This window comes from Streptomyces sp. RPT161 (assembly GCF_027533845.1).
Classification (GTDB): Bacteria; Actinomycetota; Actinomycetes; order Streptomycetales; family Streptomycetaceae; genus Streptantibioticus_A; species Streptantibioticus_A silvisoli_A.
The window spans coordinates 294644-312470 of sequence record NZ_JAPZVN010000004.1 but is presented as its reverse complement, the minus strand read 5'-3'; the positions used below and the strand labels follow the sequence as shown (position 1 = coordinate 312470).

Sequence of the window (17827 nt, the reverse complement as noted above, 5' to 3'; positions counted from 1 at the left end):
CGTCAGGCGTCCGCGTTCTCCCGGCCCCATTCGACGTAACCGCTGCTGAACTGGGCGGCGTGCCGCGGCTGATGCGCGCGCCGCCCCAGTACGAACACGTCCCGCGCACCGTCCAGCACTCCACCGGACGGGTCGTCGGAGCCGTCCCGCCGCACCGGGTCCCGCTCCGCCATCAGCGCGTCGCGCACGATCACGGCGCACAGGTAGAGCGTTCCGAGCAGGTGCAGCGCGATCGCGAAGTCGTAGCCGCCCTCCGGCAGGCCCTTGTTGTTGCCGCCCGTGGTGTAGGCGAGGTACATCCAGATGCCGAGGAAGTACATGACCTCGCAGGCCTGCCAGACCAGGAAGTCCCGCCAGCGCGGCCGGGCCAGCGCAGCCAGCGGGATCAGCCACAGCACGTACTGCGGCGAGTAGACCTTGTTGGTCAGGATGAACGCGGCGATCACCAGGAACGCGACCTGCGCGAAGCGCGGCCTGCGCGGCGCGTACAGGATGAGCGCGGCGACGGCCGCGCACAGCAGCAGCATCAGCGCGATGGCATACGCGTTCGCGCCGTCGAGCGGGTTGCCCGTCTGCTGCGAGATGATCAGCCAGAGCGAGCCGAAGTCCACGCCCCGCGACTGGCTGTAGGTGTAGAACTTCTCCCAGCCGTCCCAGGCGAAGACCATCACCGGCACGTTGACCACCAGCCAGGCGACCGCCGCCCCGCCGAACGCCTTCCAGTACGTCCGCATCCGCCCCGCCCGCAGGCACAGCAGCAGCAGGGGCCCCAGCAGCAGTACCGGATAGAGCTTCGCGGCCGTCGCCAGACCGATCAGCACCCCGGCCGCCACCGGGCGGCTGCGCGCCCACATCAGCATCCCCACCGCGGTGAGCGCCACGGCCAGCAGGTCCCAGTTGATCGTCGCGGTGAGCGCGAACGCGGGGGACAGCGCCACCAGCAGACCGTCCCACGGCCTACGGCGGTGGGTGCGCGCCACGGCGATCACCGTGATCACCGCGCAGAGCATCAGCATCGCCGAGTTGACCAGCCAGTAGACCTGCTCGCGGTGCACCAGGTCGGAGCCGTGCGGGGTGAACCAGGAGGCGACCTCCATGAACAACCCGGTCAGCACCGGGTATTCGAGGTAGCCCATGCCGCCCGAGGTGGCGTCCGGGATGTGGTCGAAGTACGGCACCAGGTCGTCGGCGAAGCCGCGTGCGTAGAACAGGTGCGGGATGTCGGAGTAACAGGCGTGGGTGTACTGGTCGTTCGCGCCGAAGAACCAGCCGCTGTCGTAACACGGCACCTTCTGCACCATGCCGAGCGCGAACATCCCGATGACGACCAGTGCGAGCACCCGCAGCGGATTCCACCAACCGCTTCGACCGGTCGTCGCGCGTCGCCCGACGGGCCCTCCGAGCAGCTCGCTACCCGCCTCGGCCAGCGGGTCCTCGGCGGTGGGCGGTACGGTCGCGGCCTGCACGGGGGCGGCGCTGTCGTCGTTCTCGCGCGCGGTCGTCATGCGAGACATCCTGCCGTACGAACCTGAGTGACGGCCGTGCACGGTGTACAGAAAAAGGCCGTGGAGGGCGAGATGCCCTCCACGGCCGTGTTGTCGGCGTACGCCGGTTAGTGGTGGCTAGCCGTTGGGCCCGCCGAACAGAGCACCGTTGCTGGTGCCCTTGCTGGTGCCCCCCGTACCGGGGCCTCCGGTACCGCCGGGACCACCTCCTGGACCACCGCCGGGGCCGCCACCGGGACCGCCTCCAGGGCCGCCACCGGGACCGCCACCGGACGTCGTACCGCCCGGCTGGCAGTTCAGCAGATCGGCACAGCTCTGGGACGGCGACGGGCTGATCGACGGCGAGGGGGAGTGCGAGGGCGGTGCGGACGGCTTGGTGCTCGGCGAGCTGGACGGCGACGTCGACGGCGACGCGCTCGGGGGCGAGCTCGCGCCGTCACCGTAGACCACCGTGCCGATGGGCTGCGGGGTCTCGAAGTTCTCGTTCGGCTGCCCGGCGAGCGCCGCCTTCATGTACTCGGTCCAGATCTCGGTGGGGAAGGACGCACCGTAGATCTTCTGCAGACCGCCCACGCCGTACATCTTCAGGAACGTGGGGTTCTTGGACTGGTCGTCCATCCGGTACATGCCGATCGAGGTCGACAGCTGCGGGGTGTAGCCGGTGAACCACGCGGACTTGTTGTCGTCGGTGGTACCGGTCTTACCGGCGGCGTACCGGCCGAGCGCCTTGGCGGCGGTACCGGTGCCCTCCTGGACGACGCCCTGGAGCACGTCGGTGACGTTGTCGGCGACCGCCGGGTCGAACGCCTTCTTGGTCTTGGCCTCGTGCTGGTACCGCAGGCCCTTGGAGTCCAGCACCTTGGTCACCGAGTAGGGCTCGGCCTGCAGACCGCTCTTGGCGAAGGTCGCGTACGCGTCCGCCATCCTGATCGCGCTGGGCGAGGAGGTACCGATGGAGAACGACGGACCGTTGGTGCTGGCCAGGCTGTCCGAGGTCACACCCGCGTCCAGGGCCGCCTGCTTGACCTTGTCCAGGCCGACGTCCATGCCGAGCTGGACGTAGGTGGAGTTGACCGACTGCTCCATCGCGGACTTCAGGTCGATGGACTTGAACGACTCGTTGTCGTCGTTCGTCTGCAACCACTCGTTGCCGTCCTTGTCCTGCCAGACGGAACCGTCGTAGTTGAGCACCTTCCACTTGTTGACACCGGTGTACATGCTCTTCGGCGACACCGGGGTGCGCATGGAGTCCGGCTGGTCCGGGGGGCCGCTGGGCTTGCGCACGCCGTCCCGCATCGCCGCCGCCAGCACGAACGGCTTGAAGGTCGAACCGACCTGGGCACCGGTGTAGTCGGCGTTGTCGGTGAAGTGCTTGAGGTAGTCCTCACCGCCGTAGATCGCCACGATCGCGCCGTCACCCGGCACCACCGAGGCCCCGCCGAACTGCACGTACTTGTCGGTGTCCGGGCGCAGGTCCGGCCGGATGTTCTTGCTGCGGACGTCGTCGACGGCCTTTTGCAGCGCCGCCATGTCGCCCTTCTTGAAGGTCGTGTAGATCTGGTAGCCGCCCTTCGACAGGTCGGCCTGCGTGATGCTGGTGTTGTTGAAGATGTACTTGTCCGCCAGATCCGTCATGTAGCCGATCTGGCCCGCCTTGTCAGTGGACCGCTTGGGCTGCTGCGGCATCGGGAAGTTCTGGTACTGCTGGCGCTCCTGCTGGGACATGTCGCCGGTCTTGACCTCGCGGTCGAGCACCTCGCGCCAACGCTGCTCGGCGCGTACGGTGTTCTGCTGCGGAGAGGCGAGATCGCCGACGCCGCCCGCCGGGTCGTACAGGTTCGGGCCGTTGAGCACGGCGGCCAGGAAGGCGGCCTGGTCCGGCTTGAGCGCGCTGGCGTTGACGCCGTAGTACGCCTGTGAGGCGGCCTGGATGCCGTAGGCGCCGCGACCGTAGTAGGCGGTGTTGAGGTAGCCGGCGAGGATGTCCGGCTTCGGCACCTTGATGCCCACCTTGATCGAGATCATCAGCTCCTTGAGCTTGCGGGTGACGGTCTGCGACTGGTCCAGGTAGGTGTTCTTCACGTACTGCTGGGTGATGGTCGAGCCACTCTGGGTCTCGCCGCCCCTGGCCATGTTCAGCATCGCGCGCAGGATGCCCTGGGGGTCCACACCGTGGTCGGTGTAGAACGAGGCGTTCTCCATCGAGATCACGGCGTTCTGCATCGACTTGGAGATCTGGTCCAGTGGGACGATCTGCCGGTTGAGGTCACCGCCGCCGGACACCACCATGCGTGAGCCGTCGGACCAGTAGTAGACGTTCTTCTGCGTCTTGGAGGCGGCGCTCGGGTCCGGCACGCCGACCATCGCGTAGGCGACTCCGATGAGGCCGACCAGCGTGCCGAGGAAGACGAAGCTGATCGCCGTGATCTGTTTGAAGGACGGCATCCAGCGGCGCCAGCCACTCTTGCCCCAGCGCGGGTAGTCGATGAAGCGCTTCGGCCGTTCGCCTCCGGGGCCACCGGTGCCCCGGCGCCCGCCGCCGGGTCCTCCTGCGCCGCCGCCCGCCCCTGCGGCCCGGCGGCGGCCACCGCTCTGCGCCGCCCGCCGGGCCTCCGCACGGCTGGCGTAAGGCTGGCCCGCGGGGTCCTCGGGGCGGCGTCCGGCCGCGGGTCCTCTCGCGCCGGAGGCGTCGCGTGGTGGCGTGGCCCGCCGTCCTGGGGAGGCGGGCGGGGGCGGCTGGGCCCCGCGCCGGGGCGTGGATCGCCCGCCACCGTTCGGCTGCGGCGGCTTTCGGCGGTGCTCGCTCATGGTTCCAGCTACTCCTCGGCCAGGCGGTGTCGCCTGAAGGTCGCAGTTGACTTCCGGTCCCCCCGGATCGCGGCCCCGCCGGGCCACACGGCACCCAGGACCATGACGCCTCCCGGCGCCACAAGGTTCCCGTTGGTTTGCATGGCGAACAGAGTACGCACCGTCAAACGGCGAACTACCCCAACGTTCGCCACATAACGGACAGTTGACAGCCCGCGAACCTTCTTACGAGCACCAGATGTGATGCCGCTCACCATGCCATGTCTTGCGAGATCCACAGTGCCGTTCTATCGTCGCGATGTATCGACTCGATACATCAAAACGAGATAAAGAAGGTCCCGACAGCACGGGCGACAGGTGGGGACAGGACTACCACGGCTATCCATGAGCCAGGGAGGCGAAGATGAGCAGGCGTTCCGGCGTCCTCGAATTCGCGGTCCTGGGCCTGCTCCGGGAGTCGCCGATGCACGGTTACGAGCTGCGCAAGCGGCTCAACACCTCGCTTGGAGTCTTCCGTGCCTTCAGCTACGGCACCCTCTACCCGTGCCTGAAGACGCTGGTCGCTCAGGGATGGCTGGCCGAGGAGACGACCTCTGATGACCCGCTCGCCGCGCCACTTGCGGGGCGACGGGCGAAGATTGTCTATCGGCTGACCTCCGCTGGGAAGGAGCACTTCGAGGATCTGCTGGCCCAGAGCGGGCCGGACGCCTGGGAGGACGAGCAGTTCGGTGTGCGCTTCGCCTTCTTCGGCCACACCGAACGGGACGTACGGATGCGGGTCCTCGAAGGGCGCCGCAGCCGCCTGGAGGAGCGGCTGGAGAAGATGCGAGCCTCACTGGCCCGCACACGTGAGCGGCTCGACGACTACACCCTTGAGCTGCAACGGCACGGCATGGAGTCGGTGGAGCGCGAGGTCCGCTGGCTCAACGAGCTGATCGAGACAGAGCGGGCGGGCCGAGGCCGCGCCAAGGGCCGCCCCGCCGACCAAGGTCGCGACGATACGAATCCGACCGACACCACCAAATGAGGCCCCGCACACGTAGGGCCGAGTAATCGAGTACACAGGGAGCAACCGGAATGGGTTCGGTTCGCGTAGCCATTGTCGGCGTGGGCAACTGCGCCGCGTCGCTGGTGCAGGGCGTCGAGTACTACAAGGACGCCGACCCGGACAGCCGCGTGCCCGGCCTTATGCACGTGCAGTTCGGTGACTACCACGTCCGTGACGTGGAGTTCGTGGCCGCCTTCGACGTCGACGCCAAGAAGGTCGGTCTCGACCTCGCGGACGCCATCGGCGCCAGCGAGAACAACACCATCAAGATCTGCGACGTCCCGCAGACCGGTGTCACGGTCCAGCGCGGCCACACCCTCGACGGTCTCGGCAAGTACTACCGGCAGACCATCGAGGAGTCGCCGGAGGCCCCGGTCGACGTGGTGCAGGTCCTCAAGGACAAGCAGGTCGACGTTCTGGTCTGCTACCTGCCGGTCGGCTCCGAGGACGCCGCCAAGTTCTACGCCCAGTGCGCCATCGACGCCAAGGTCGCGTTCGTCAACGCCCTGCCGGTCTTCATCGCCGGTACGAAGGAGTGGGCGGACAAGTTCACCGAGGCGGGTGTGCCGATCGTCGGCGACGACATCAAGTCGCAGGTGGGCGCCACCATCACGCACCGCGTGATGGCGAAGCTGTTCGAGGACCGCGGCGTCATCCTGGACCGCACGATGCAGCTCAACGTCGGCGGCAACATGGACTTCAAGAACATGCTCGAGCGTGAGCGCCTGGAGTCCAAGAAGATCTCCAAGACGCAGGCCGTCACCTCCCAGATCCCGGATCGCGACCTGGGCGAGAAGAACGTCCACATCGGCCCGTCCGACTACGTGGCCTGGCTGGATGACCGCAAGTGGGCGTACGTCCGTCTCGAAGGCCGTGCCTTCGGCGACGTCCCGCTGAACCTGGAGTACAAGCTGGAGGTCTGGGACTCCCCGAACTCCGCGGGTGTCATCATCGACGCGCTGCGCGCCGCGAAGATCGCCAAGGACCGCGGCATCGGCGGCCCCATCCTCTCCGCGTCCTCGTACTTCATGAAGTCCCCGCCGGTTCAGTACTTCGACGACGAGGCCCGCAACAACGTCGAGAAGTTCATCAAGGGCGAGGTCGAGCGCTAGCGAGACACAGCGCGCGCGTTAGCGAGACACAGCGCGCGCTGGCGAGACATGCGCCGCGCGCTGGCGAGAACAGCGCCCCGCGCTGCGGATGTGGCGACGTGCGCTAAAGCGTCGGCAACGCATCGGCAACGTCTTGATCGCGGGCCCCCGGACAATCCGTCCGGGGGCCTCGCGCTTGTGTGAGGCTGTCGGCATGGCCGTCGTACGGGATCTTCGCGTGCTGCTGCGGTTTCTCGATTTCCGGCGGCTGCTGGTGGTACGGCTGCTCTCGCAGCTGTCCGACGGCGTGTACCAGGTCGCGCTCGCCGCCTACGTGGTGTTCACCCCGGAAAGGCAGGCGTCGCCCGCGGCCATCGCCGCCGCGATGGCGGTGCTGCTGCTGCCGTACTCCCTGCTCGGACCGTTCACCGGCGTCCTGCTCGACCGCTGGCGCAGGCGGCAGGTACTGCTCTACGGCAATCTGCTGCGCGCCGTGCTCGCGGCAGGCACGGCGGCGCTGATCGTCACCCATGTGCCGGACTGGGTCTTCTACCTTTCCGCGCTGTCCGTCACCGCCGTCAACCGCTTCGTCCTGGCTGGGTTGTCGGCGGCCCTGCCACGGGTGGTGGACCGCGAACGGCTGGTGGTGGCCAACTCGGTCTCCCCTACGGCGGGAACGATCGCCGCCACCGCGGGCGGCGGGGCCGCCTTCGTCGTGCACCTGTGGATGGCGGCGGGCATCGGGGCTGATGCCGTGGTCGTGGTTCTGGCGGCGCTGCTCTACTTGTGCGCCGGGCTGTCCGCCCGCACGATGGGCGCCGACCGACTCGGGCCCGACCCCCATCTGCTCCAGCCACGGATAGCCGCCGCCGTGACCAGCACGGTGCGCGGCCTGTTCGAGGGGCTACGGCACCTGGCGACGCGCCGCCAGGCGGCCTACGCGATGGGGGCCATGGCTGTGCTGCGCTTCTGCTACGGGGCGCTGACCGTGACCCTGCTGATGCTCTGCCGGTACTCCTGGACGGCCCCCTCGGACACTTCCGGGGGACTGGCGCTGCTCGGGCTCGCGGTCGGGGTCTCCGGTGCCGGCTTCTTCGTGGCGGCGGTCGTCACGCCCTGGGGCACCGGGCGGTTCGGCATCGCCGGCTGGATCACGGTCTGCGCCGCTGCCGCCACGGTGTTGGAGCCCGCGCTCGGTCTGCCGTTCAGCCCGGCACCGATGCTGGTCGCGGCGTTCCTGTTGGGGATCACCACACAGGGCGCGAAGATCGCCACCGACACCGTCGTCCAGTCCTCCGTGGATGACGCCTACCGCGGCCGTGTCTTCTCGCTCTACGACGTCTTCTTCAACGTCGCCTTCGTCGGCTCGGCCGCGATCGCCGCGCTGATGCTCCCGCCTGATGGCCGCTCACCACTGCTGCTGATCCTGATCGCCATGCTCTACGGCGCCACCGCCGTCGGGACGGCACTGCTACGCCACCGGTGAGGCGTTCGGCGATGTTTCACGTGAAACACGAAGGCGGTCCGGCGCGGCGTTTCACGTGAAACATGACGTCGCGGGACACCGCGTTTCACGTGAAACATCGCACCGGACCGCCGAGGGCCCGTGTCGTGGCTACTGCTGCCCGGCCCACCACTCCTTGAGTGCCGCCACCGCGTCGTCATAAGCCATCGGCCCGTTCTCCAACCGCAGTTCGAGCAGGTGCTTGTACGCCTTGCCGACCACCGGCCCCGCCGGAACCCCCAGGATCTCCATGATCTGGTTGCCGTTGAGGTCCGGCCGGATGGAGTCGAGCTCCTCCTGCTCCTTCAGCTGGGCGATGCGCTCCTCCAGGGAGTCATACGTCCGCGCCAGCGCCGCGGCCTTCTTCTTGTTTCGGGTCGTGCAGTCCGAACGAGTCAGCTTGTGCAGCCGGTCCAGCAGCGGCCCGCCGTCCCGGACGTAGCGCCGCACCGCCGAGTCAGTCCACTCGCCACTGCCGTAGCCGTGGAACCGCAGGTGCAGCTCCACCAGCCTCGCGATGTCCTTGACAACGTCATTCGGGTATTTCAGCTTGGTCAGCCGGGATTTGACCATCTTCGCCCCCACCACCTCGTGGTGGTGGAAGGAGACCCGACCGTCCGGCTCGAACCGCCGCGTCTTGGGCTTGCCGATGTCGTGCAGCAGCGCCGCAAGCCGCAGCACGAGGTCGGGGCCGTCCGTCTCCAGGGCCATCGCCTGCTCCAGCACCGTCAGGCTGTGTTCGTAGACGTCCTTGTGCCGGAAGTGCTCGTCGCGCTCCAGCCGCAGCGCGGGCAGTTCGGGAATCACCCGCTGCGCCAGGCCGGTCTCCACCAACAGCCGAAGGCCCTCGCGAGGGTGATCACTGAGGATGAGCTTGTTCAGCTCGTCACGTACCCGCTCCGCCGACACGATCTCGATGCGGTCGGCCATCTCCTTCATCGCGGTGACCACCTCTGGCGCCACGGTGAAGTCCAGCTGCGCGGCGAAGCGCGCGGCGCGCATCATCCGCAGCGGATCGTCCGAGAAGGACTCCTCCGGAGTGCCCGGCGTCCGCAGGACCCGTTGGGCCAGGTCCTCAAGGCCGTTGTACGGGTCGACGAACTCGATGCCCGGCAGCGCGACCGCCATCGCGTTCACCGTGAAGTCCCGGCGCACCAGGTCCTGCTCGATGGTGTTGCCGTACGAGACCTCGGGCTTGCGCGAGTCCCGGTCGTAGGCCTCGGACCGGTACGTCGTCACCTCGATCTGGAAGTCATTGCCTTCGGCGTCCGTCTTGCGGCACCCCACGGTGCCGAAGGCGATGCCGACCTCCCAGACCGCGTCCGCCCAGCCGCGCACGATCTTCAGCACCTGCTCGGGCCGGGCGTCGGTGGTGAAGTCCAGGTCGTTGCCGAGCCGACCCAGCAGAGCGTCCCGGACCGAACCGCCGACCAGGGCGAGCTTGAACCCCGCCTCCTGGAAACGCCGACCGAGGTCGTCGGCGACCGGCGATACCCGCAGCAGTTCACCCACGGCGCGACGTTGCGCCTGACTCAGCGCACTGGCTTCCGCGGACGTCGGGGATTGAGAGACATTGTTGGCGTTCGGCACAACAGAACAGAATACGTGGCCGCGGAGGGCGCGGTCTCCAGGATTGTCGGCCCTCCCGGTGATCTTGGAGAGCACTCCACGGCACTTACCCTCAGCGGCCATCGTTACCATGCCAGGACGCAATCCGATGGCGACGAGAGACGGACGGACGACCGCGTGGGCGAGGCGGCACGGCACCCCGGAACCACCCCTGCTCGTTCCTGGCTACGACGCGCCGCGACGCTCGTCGGTGCCGCCCTGCTCACCGGGCTCGTCCAGGTCCCCAGCGCGACCAGCGCGCAGGCCGACACGGGCAGCGGCTCCAGCACCGCGGAAGTGGACGTGGACTCGCTCACCCCCACCGCGCCGGCCAAGAACGACACGCTCACCATCAGCGGCACAGTCACCAACGACGGCGACGACACCATCTCCAACGCCCACGTCGGCCTACGCCTCGCTGGCGGCGGCCCGCTGACCAGCCGCAGCGCCATAAGCAACACCGCGGCCAACGGCGGCTTCTCCACCGTGGACGGCAACGAGATCCCCGGCCATACCGCCAACCTGCCGGACATCCCGCCGCATATCAGCCTCCCCTTCACCCTCGATGTACCGGTCAGCGCGCTGGGTCTGGGCAACGACGGGGTCTACCAACTCGGGGTGACCGCGTCCGGCACCACCAAGGACGCCGCTTACCAGCACGTCCTCGGGATCAAGCGGACGTTCCTGCCCTGGTACTCCCAAAGCGGTGGGGAGAAGACCAGGACCACCTTCCTGTGGCCGCTGATCGACCGCCCGCACATGGACATCCGAACCCCGGGCGACGACCAGCAGTCGCCGCTGTTCCGCGACGACGACCTCACGGCGGAGCTCGCCCCGGGCGGCCGGCTCGAACAGATGGTGTCGCTCGCCAAGGGCCTGCCGGTGACCTGGGTGATCGATCCGGACCTGCTGGCCACCGTGGACGCCATGACCAAGCCGTACAAGGTCCTCGGCCCGGACGGAGACCCCAAGCAGGCCACGCCGGGCGCCGGCACCGAGTACGCCAAGCAGTGGCTCAACGAGCTCCAGCAGGCGATCCAGGGCGACGAGGTGGTCGCCCTGCCGTTCGGCGACCCGGACATCGCCTCCATCGCCCACCACGGCAAGGACGTGTCCGGGACCATCGGCCATCTCAAGGACGCCACCGACCTGGCCGCCGTGACCGTGCAGACGGTCCTCGGAGTCACTCCGCGCACCGACTTCGCCTGGCCCGCGGACGGCGCCATCGACCCGTCCATCGTCGGCGTGGCCACGGCGGGCGGCGCGGACAAGATCATCGCCCGCAGCGACAGCCTGCGGGAGACCGGATCGCTGAGCTACACCCCGTCCGCCGCCCGGCCCATCGGCGGCGGCACCACGGCGGTCGTCGCGGACAGCTCGCTGTCCAAGGCGTTCATGGGCGATCTGACACGAGCCGACGCCGAGACACTGGCCGTACAGAAATTCCTGGCCCAGTCCCTGATGATCAACGAGCAGGCGCCGGAACAGCAACGGAACATCGTGGTCGCGCCGCAGCGGATGCCCACCACCAGCCAGGCGCAGGCCATGGCCGCCGCGATCGCCGCCGCCCGCTCAGGCGGCTGGACCGACCCGGCCACCCTCAGCGCCGCCGCCAAGGCCACCCCCGACCCGGGAGCCAACGAGTCGGTGCCCAGCGCCGACGCCTATCCGGCCTCGCTGCGGCGGCAGGAGCTGACCACCGACGCCTTCCAGGAGATCCAGTCCGTCCAGGACTCACTCGACAGCTTCCTGGTGATCCTCTCCCGCAAGGACCGTGTCACCACCCCGTTCGGGACCGCCGTCCTGCGCTCGATGTCCACCCAGTGGCGCGGTGACACGGACAACGCGGCGCACTTCCGGGGCGACGTCGCCGCGTATCTGAGCGGCCTCACCCAGGACGTACACATCATCGACAAGAAGTCGATCACTCTTTCCGGGCGCAGCGCGACGATCCCGGTGACCGTGCAGAACAGCCTCGCCCAGCAGATCACCGGCTTGCAGCTGCGGCTGACCTCCAGCCAGAACAACCGCCTCGACGTGGGCCAACCGCAGGCCGTGACCGTCGACGGGGGTCACAACCGCTCGCTGAAGTTCCGGACCACCGCCAGCGCCAACGGCAAGACCTGGGTGGCCGCCCAGTTGTTCACCGCGGACGGCACGCCCTACGGCCAGCCCATGGTCTTCCAGGTGAACGTCACCTCCATCACCGACACCGTGATGCTGGTGATCGCCGGTGGACTGCTGCTGCTCGTCCTGGCCGGAATCCGCATGTACCGGCAGCGCAAGCGCCGGGCGCTGCTGGCGGCCGACAACACGGCCGACGAGCCGCAGGAACCGGATGGCGGCCGTGGGCAGGCCGTCGAAGGCGGCGACAGGGTCCCTGAGCAGCCGGGTGACCCGGCCGCTGACACCGCGGCGGAAAGCCCGGGGGACCGGGCAGCGGGTGAGAAGGTGGACCGATAGCCAGGGGCAGGGCCTGGGCCGCAAACCTTAAGGTGGGGCAGTGATGAACGCGCCGTACGACGAGGAGCGTGACCGGGCGTCGTCGTACGACGACGCGACGGCCGCGAGCCCGCCGCCTCCGCCCGAGCACCGCTCCGGTTCCAGCCCTTACCCACCGGAGTCGTACGCCCACAACCCGTACGCCCAGCAGGCACCGGCACCCGAGGCCCGCTACGACCGGCCCGCGCCGCCCCCGGCGCCGTCCGTTGCACAGCCGTACCCGCCGCAGGGCTACCAGCAGCCCGCGGCCGACCCCCGGCAGTGGGCGCCGCAGCCTCCCCGCCAGCCGGAGACCCCCGCGCCGTACGGCGACGGCCAGCCGAACCCGTACGCGGGCGCGAACCCGTACGCCGCCACCAGTGGCGCGGCGCAGCAGCAGCCGGGCCAGGACCCGTACGCGCACTTCTTCCGCGACCAGCAGCCCGCCGCCACCCAACAGCAGCCGGTGTTCACCGGCCTTCCCGACGAACCGGCGCCGGAAGCCACCGTGGCCACGGATCCGCAGCCCGAGGCCACCGCGGAGCCCGCCGAGGCCGCCCGCTCCGGGGGCCGGGCGAGCAGCCTGCTCAAGTCCAGCGCGGTGATGGCCGCGGGAACGCTGGTCTCCCGGGTCACGGGCTTCCTGCGCACCCTGGTCATCGGTGGCGCCATCGGCGTCTCGACGCTGAACGACAGCTACCAGGTCGCCAACACCCTGCCGACGATGATCTACATCCTGGTCGGCGGCGGCGCACTCAACGCGGTGTTCATTCCGCAGTTGGTGCGGGCGATGAAGAACGACGAGGACGGCGGCGAGGCCTACGCCAACCGGCTGCTGACCCTCGTAGTGGTGGGCCTGGCGGCCGTCACCACCGTCATGGTGCTCGGCGCGCCCGTGCTGGTGCGGCTGATGTCGGACAAGATCGCCTCCGACCCGGTGACGATGAGCGTCGCCGTGTCCTTCACCCGCTACTGCCTGCCGACCATGTTCTTCATGGGCGTGCACGTCGTCCTCGGACAGATCCTCAACGCCCGCGGCCGTTTCGGCGCGATGATGTGGACCCCCGTCCTGAACAACATCGTCGTCATCGCCACCTTCGGCGCCTTCATCTGGGTCTACGGCACCGCCCGCACCTCCGGCGTGGATGCCGCCTCGATCTCCCCCGAGGGCGTGCGGTTGCTGGGCATCGGCACCCTGCTGGGTCTCATGGTCCAGGCACTGGCCATGATCCCGTACCTGCGCGAGTCCGGCCTGCGCATCCGGCCGCGCTTCGACTGGCGTGGGCACGGCCTGGGCCACGCCGCCAAGCTCGCCAAGTGGACCTTCCTGTTCGTGCTGGCCAACCAGGCGGGCATGGTGGTCGTCACCCAGCTCGCCACCTGGGCGGGCGCGGTCGCCGACAAGCAGGGACACCCCGGTACCGGTATCACGGCCTACAACTACGCGCTGCTGCTGTGGCAGATGCCGCAGGCCATCATCACGGTCTCGGTGATGACCGCGGTGCTGCCGCGCATCTCCCGCGCCGCGGCCGACGGTGACGCTTCCGCGGTGCGCGACGACCTGTCGTACGGACTGCGGACCTCGGCCGTCGCCATCGTCCCGTGCGCCTTCGCCTTCCTGGCGCTCGGCGTTCCGATGGCCACCATGATGTACTCCAGCTCCGGCGAGGCCGGCGCCCGCAACATCGGCTACGTCCTGATGGCGTTCGGCCTCGGACTGATCCCGTACTCGGTGCAGTACGTCGTGCTGCGCGGCTTCTACGCCTACGAGGACACCCGAACCCCCTTCTACAACACGGTGATCGTCGCGACGGTCAACGCGGCGGCCTCCGGGCTCTGCTTCCTCACGCTGCCCGCCCGCTGGGCCGTCGTCGGCATGGCCGCCTCCTACGGCCTCGCCTACGTGGTCGGCGTGGGTGTCGCCGTGAAGCGGCTGGGCAAGCGTCTTGGCGGTGACCTGGACGGAGCGCACGTCGTCCGTACCTACGCCCGGCTGATCGGCGCCAGCCTGCCGGCGGCGCTGCTCGGTGGGGCCGCGGCCTACTGGATCAGCAAGTTGCTCGGCAGCGGTTTCCTCGGTTCGCTCGCCGCACTGGTGGGCGGCGGCATCATTCTGCTAGGGGTCTTCTATGCAGCAGCACGCCGGATGCGCATCGAGGAATTGACAGCGATGGTGGGTATGGTGCGCGGTCGTCTGGGTCGTTGACGTGGCGCCAGCGGGCAACCATCGCCCGCCGCCGTGTGTCGTGCATAGCGGCGGACTGCGGGCACAATTGTCCTTGGCTTTGATACGGACGGCTTCGGTATAGACGCTGTGCACGACGCGTCCAACGGATGGGGAGGCAGGAACGACGGTGGCGGAGCGGAGCACGGCTGCCGTCGACGTGGCCAACGAGAGCGGCCAAGCGCCGCTCGCCGCCGGCGCGGGCGGGGTCACGGGCGACGGGGCGACGGCCCAGAGCGAAACGCAGGACGCTGAACGGAAGACTTCGGAAGAGACCGCGCCGACCCCACCGCACCCCGAGCCACCGGAGTTGCACAGCGGTCACAGACTCGCCCGACGCTACCGCCTGGAAGAGTGCGTCACCCGCGTTGACGGCTTCAGCAGTTGGCGTGCCGTCGACGAGAAGCTCCGCCGCGCGGTGGGCGTCCACCTGCTGCCCGCCGATCACCCCCGTGCCCGTACCGTGCTGTCAGCCGCCCGCTCCGCCGCGCTACTGGGGGACCCGCGCTTCGTTCAGGTCCTTGACGCCGTCGAGGAGAACGAACTCGTCTACGTCGTCCACGAATGGCTGCCTGACGCAACGGAGTTGGGCCCGCTCCTCGCCTCCGGTCCGCTGGAGCCGTACGAGGCGTACCAACTCGTCAGCCAGGTCTCCCAGGCCATGGCGGCCGCCCACCGCGAGGGCCTCTCCCATCTTCGACTGAACCCCGGCTCGGTGCTGCGCTCCGAGTCCGGGCAGTACCGCATCCGGGGACTGGCGGTTGACGCGGCGCTGCGCGGAATCGAGTCGGAGCGCCCCAAGCGCACCGACACCGAGGCGATCGGCGCCCTGCTGTACTCGGCGCTGACCGGCCGCTGGCCGTACCCGGAGGACGCCCACGGGCTCAAGGGCCTGCCCAAGGACCTCGGCCTGGCCTCCCCCGACCAGGTACGGGCGGGCGTGCACCGCGGTCTGTCCGGGCTGGCCATGCGCGCCCTGATCAACGACGGTGCCCACCCGTCACGCCACGAGCAGCCGCTCACCACACCGGAGGAGCTCGCCAAGGCCGTCGCCGCGCTGCCCAGGATCCGGCCGCCGGAGCCGCAGGCACCAACGTTCCCGCAGACCGCCTACCGTCAGCCCCCGGCGCGTCCCGGCCAGCCGGGCCCCACTCGTCAGGTCCCGGTGCCCCCGCCGCCGCCTCCGGCGCTGTCCGGCCGTGCGGGCAAGGCGTTCAAGTGGAGCGTCGCCGCACTGCTCATCGCCGCGCTGGGCCTTGGCAGTTGGCAGGTGGCGGACACCTTGATGAACCGGGGCGGTCAGTCGGGGTCTACCCAGCAGCAGCAACAACAGCAGAAGGGGAGCACGAGCACCGGCACGCAACACGGCACCCCCAAGCCGCTGGCCATCCAGAACGCCAAGGAGTACGCGCCGGACGGGAGCCCGCAGCACCCTGATCAGGTCCAGAACACCTATGGCAACGGCGGGGCGAAGTACTGGATCACCCACACGTTCGACGACGGCCCTGAACTGGCCTCCTACAAAGCGGGCGTCGGCATCGTTTACGACCTCGGCTCGGCGCAGAAGGTCAGCGGCGGCACCATCACCTTCCGCTACAGCGGTTCGTATACGGCGGTCTCGCTGTACGCGACGGACTCGCTGTCGCCGTCGACGCAGCCCTCGGGGATGCACCAGCTCGCATCGACGCGGACCGACAGCAACACTGCCCAACTCTCCGTCAAGAGCCCGGTGTCGACACGGTTTGTCCTCGTCTGGATCACCGCAATGCCGAAATCCGATGCGGATCCCACCACTTACAGTCGGGCAGGCTACAAGCAGGCCATAACGAACGTGTCGTTCACCGGCTTGTCGTCGTAGGAGGAGGCATGGCGTTGGGCCAGGGATCGCAGGGAGAGGCCACTGACCTGGATCTCCTCTCCCGCCATGTCGCGGGTGATCCCGACGCCTTCGCCGAGTTGGTGCGGCGCCACCGCGACCGTCTGTGGGCGGTCGCGGTGCGTACCCTGGGCGACCCCGAGGAGGCCGCGGACGCGGTGCAGGACGCCCTCGTGTCGGCCTTCCGTTCGGCGCACACGTTCCGCGGGCAGTCGGCCGTCACCACCTGGCTACACCGCATCACCGTGAACGCCTGCCTCGACCGGGCCCGCAAGGCCGCCTCCCGGCGCACCGCGCCGCTCGCTGACACCGATCAGTTGGAGACACTGGTCGAGCCCCACGAGTCCGCCGAGGTCCCGGCCGAGCGCGGGGAACTCCATCGCGAACTGATCCATGCCCTCGCCACGCTCCCTCCGGACCAGCGTGCCGCCCTGGTCCTGGTGGACATGCAGGGCTATCCGGTCGCCGAGGCGGCGAAGGTCCTCGACGTACCGCCCGGCACGGTCAAAAGCAGATGTGCCCGGGGCCGCGCCCGCCTGCTTCCACTGCTCACCCACCTGCGTATGACGCACGGGAGTAGCGCGAGTTCCGGCAGGGGAAGGAACCGGACGGAGGCGACATCCGTCCCAGAGACGTCAGTGAAAGATCCGAAGGACGCCGTGAAGGGCGGAGGTGGTCAGCAGTGACATCCACGGCCAGCACGGACGAACATCCCGAGGTCTCCGAGATCTCCGCATTCGCCGAGGGCATCCTTCCGCCCGAGCGCACGGCCGCCCTCCGCGGCCACCTCGCCGACTGCGTCGTCTGCACCGATGTACGGGACTCCCTGGACGAGATCCGCAACCTGCTCGGCAGCCTTCCCGGACCGTCCCGAATGCCGGCCGATGTCGCGGAGCGCATCGACGCCGCACTCGCCGCTGAGGCGCTGATCAACGCAACCGCGCCCGATTCGACGTCCACCGACATGTCCAAGCCGGCGCGGGCGGGCTCGGCTGCGAAGACGACCCGTGTTTCACGTGAAACAACGCCCTCGACCCAACGCCCCGCTGCGCATGTGCACGCTGCCACCGGACCGGGCCGGGCCCGGCCGCGGCGGCGTCGGGGCCGCACGCTGCTGGCCGCCGCGAGCGCTGCCGCTGTACTCGCCCTCGGTGGACTCCTCGTAAGCTCACTCGGGTCGTCCCACAGCGGCCAATCCACGGGGCCGGCCACCACCGGCGCCCAGCAGCCGGGCATGTTCTCCGGCGCGGCGCTGCCCACGAAGGTCCATGAGCTGCTCAACAACACCGGTGCCGCCTCCCCGAAGTCCGGCGGTCATGCGGAGGAGACGCCGTTCGCCACCCAGGCCGCGCCCGCACCATCCTGCGTGCTGAGGGGCACCGGCCGGGCCGGGACACCGCTGGCCCTCTCCCGCGGGACGTATGACGGACACGCCGCGTACCTGATCGTGCTGCCGCATCCGGCCGACCCCGCCCGGGTAGACGCCTTTGTCGTCGACGCGACGTGTGCCAGCACGAGTTCCGCCACGCCGGGCCACGTCCTGACTCAGCAGACGTACAACCGCTGAGCCGCCGGAAGCGTCCCGCGCGCCTCCGGCGTGTGAACCGTCACCGCGTGAACTGACGGAGAGCGGTGACGGTCGGGCTCCCCGGGAATGCCCGCATCGTAGGATCCGTTAGGCG

At 69.1% G+C, this 17827-nt stretch carries 11 protein-coding genes; 8 read left to right on the top strand and 3 right to left on the bottom strand.

Going from position 1 to position 17827, the window contains the following annotated elements; all coding sequences use genetic code 11:
- Positions 1-2: 2 nt before the first annotated feature.
- A complete protein-coding gene (locus tag O5O46_RS12435) occupies positions 3-1505 on the bottom strand; it encodes a glycosyltransferase family 87 protein (protein ID WP_269855414.1) in 1503 nt (500 codons plus the stop codon).
- Positions 1506-1622: 117 nt separating this feature from the next.
- Positions 1623-4313, bottom strand: coding sequence for a transglycosylase domain-containing protein (locus O5O46_RS12430; RefSeq protein ID WP_269855413.1), 2691 nt, complete (start codon positions 4311-4313; stop codon positions 1623-1625).
- A 403-nt stretch (positions 4314-4716) separates the two neighbouring features.
- Between O5O46_RS12430 and O5O46_RS12425 the strand changes: the two genes are divergently transcribed.
- The 3 genes from O5O46_RS12425 (at position 4717) to O5O46_RS12415 (ending at position 7938) form a co-directional block, all read left to right on the top strand.
- On the top strand, positions 4717-5340 hold the full coding sequence (locus O5O46_RS12425) for a PadR family transcriptional regulator (RefSeq protein ID WP_269855412.1): 624 nt from the start codon (positions 4717-4719) through the stop codon (positions 5338-5340).
- 50 nt (positions 5341-5390) lie between these two features.
- Complete coding sequence (locus tag O5O46_RS12420; RefSeq protein ID WP_269855411.1) at positions 5391-6473, top strand: inositol-3-phosphate synthase; 1083 nt, start codon at positions 5391-5393, stop codon at positions 6471-6473.
- Positions 6474-6666: 193 nt separating this feature from the next.
- A complete protein-coding gene (locus O5O46_RS12415; protein ID WP_269855410.1) occupies positions 6667-7938 on the top strand; it encodes an MFS transporter in 1272 nt (423 codons plus the stop codon).
- 129 nt (positions 7939-8067) lie between these two features.
- Here the strand turns inward: O5O46_RS12415 and O5O46_RS12410 are convergent, their stop codons facing one another.
- Positions 8068-9546, bottom strand: a complete 1479-nt coding sequence (locus O5O46_RS12410) for a CCA tRNA nucleotidyltransferase (protein ID WP_269855409.1) — start codon at positions 9544-9546, stop codon at positions 8068-8070.
- Positions 9547-9702: 156 nt separating this feature from the next.
- Here O5O46_RS12410 and O5O46_RS12405 point away from each other — a divergent pair, with 156 nt between their 5' ends.
- The 5 genes from O5O46_RS12405 to O5O46_RS12385 all read left to right on the top strand — a co-directional run bounded on the left by O5O46_RS12405 (position 9703) and on the right by O5O46_RS12385 (position 17712).
- Positions 9703-12027, top strand: a complete 2325-nt coding sequence (locus O5O46_RS12405; RefSeq protein ID WP_269855408.1) for a DUF6049 family protein — start codon at positions 9703-9705, stop codon at positions 12025-12027.
- A gap of 43 nt (positions 12028-12070) precedes the next feature.
- Entirely contained in the window at positions 12071-14251 is a 2181-nt protein-coding gene (gene murJ / locus O5O46_RS12400) for a murein biosynthesis integral membrane protein MurJ (RefSeq protein ID WP_269855407.1), read from the top strand.
- A 148-nt stretch (positions 14252-14399) separates the two neighbouring features.
- Entirely contained in the window at positions 14400-16127 is a 1728-nt protein-coding gene (locus O5O46_RS12395; RefSeq protein ID WP_269855406.1) for a protein kinase family protein, read from the top strand.
- 8 nt (positions 16128-16135) lie between these two features.
- Complete coding sequence (gene sigM, locus O5O46_RS12390) at positions 16136-16831, top strand: RNA polymerase sigma factor SigM (RefSeq protein WP_269855405.1); 696 nt, start codon at positions 16136-16138, stop codon at positions 16829-16831.
- Positions 16828-17712: an anti-sigma factor family protein gene (locus tag O5O46_RS12385; RefSeq protein ID WP_269855404.1), complete on the top strand. Its 885-nt coding sequence runs from the start codon at positions 16828-16830 to the stop codon at positions 17710-17712. Before sigM ends, O5O46_RS12385 begins: the two co-directional genes overlap by 4 nt.
- Positions 17713-17827 lie beyond the last annotated feature (115 nt).

Excerpts from the sequence above, each read along its gene's own strand:
- O5O46_RS12430 (WP_269855413.1), bottom strand. The coding sequence starts at position 4,313 with ATGAGCGAGCACCGCCGAAAGCCGCCGCAGCCGAACGGTGGCGGGCGA.
- murJ (WP_269855407.1), top strand. The coding sequence starts at position 12,071 with ATGAACGCGCCGTACGACGAGGAGCGTGACCGGGCGTCGTCGTACGAC.
- sigM (WP_269855405.1), top strand. The coding sequence starts at position 16,136 with ATGGCGTTGGGCCAGGGATCGCAGGGAGAGGCCACTGACCTGGATCTC.
- O5O46_RS12415 (WP_269855410.1), top strand. The coding sequence starts at position 6,667 with ATGGCCGTCGTACGGGATCTTCGCGTGCTGCTGCGGTTTCTCGATTTC.
- O5O46_RS12435 (WP_269855414.1), bottom strand. The coding sequence starts at position 1,505 with ATGACGACCGCGCGCGAGAACGACGACAGCGCCGCCCCCGTGCAGGCC.
- O5O46_RS12425 (WP_269855412.1), top strand. The coding sequence starts at position 4,717 with ATGAGCAGGCGTTCCGGCGTCCTCGAATTCGCGGTCCTGGGCCTGCTC.
- O5O46_RS12420 (WP_269855411.1), top strand. The coding sequence starts at position 5,391 with ATGGGTTCGGTTCGCGTAGCCATTGTCGGCGTGGGCAACTGCGCCGCG.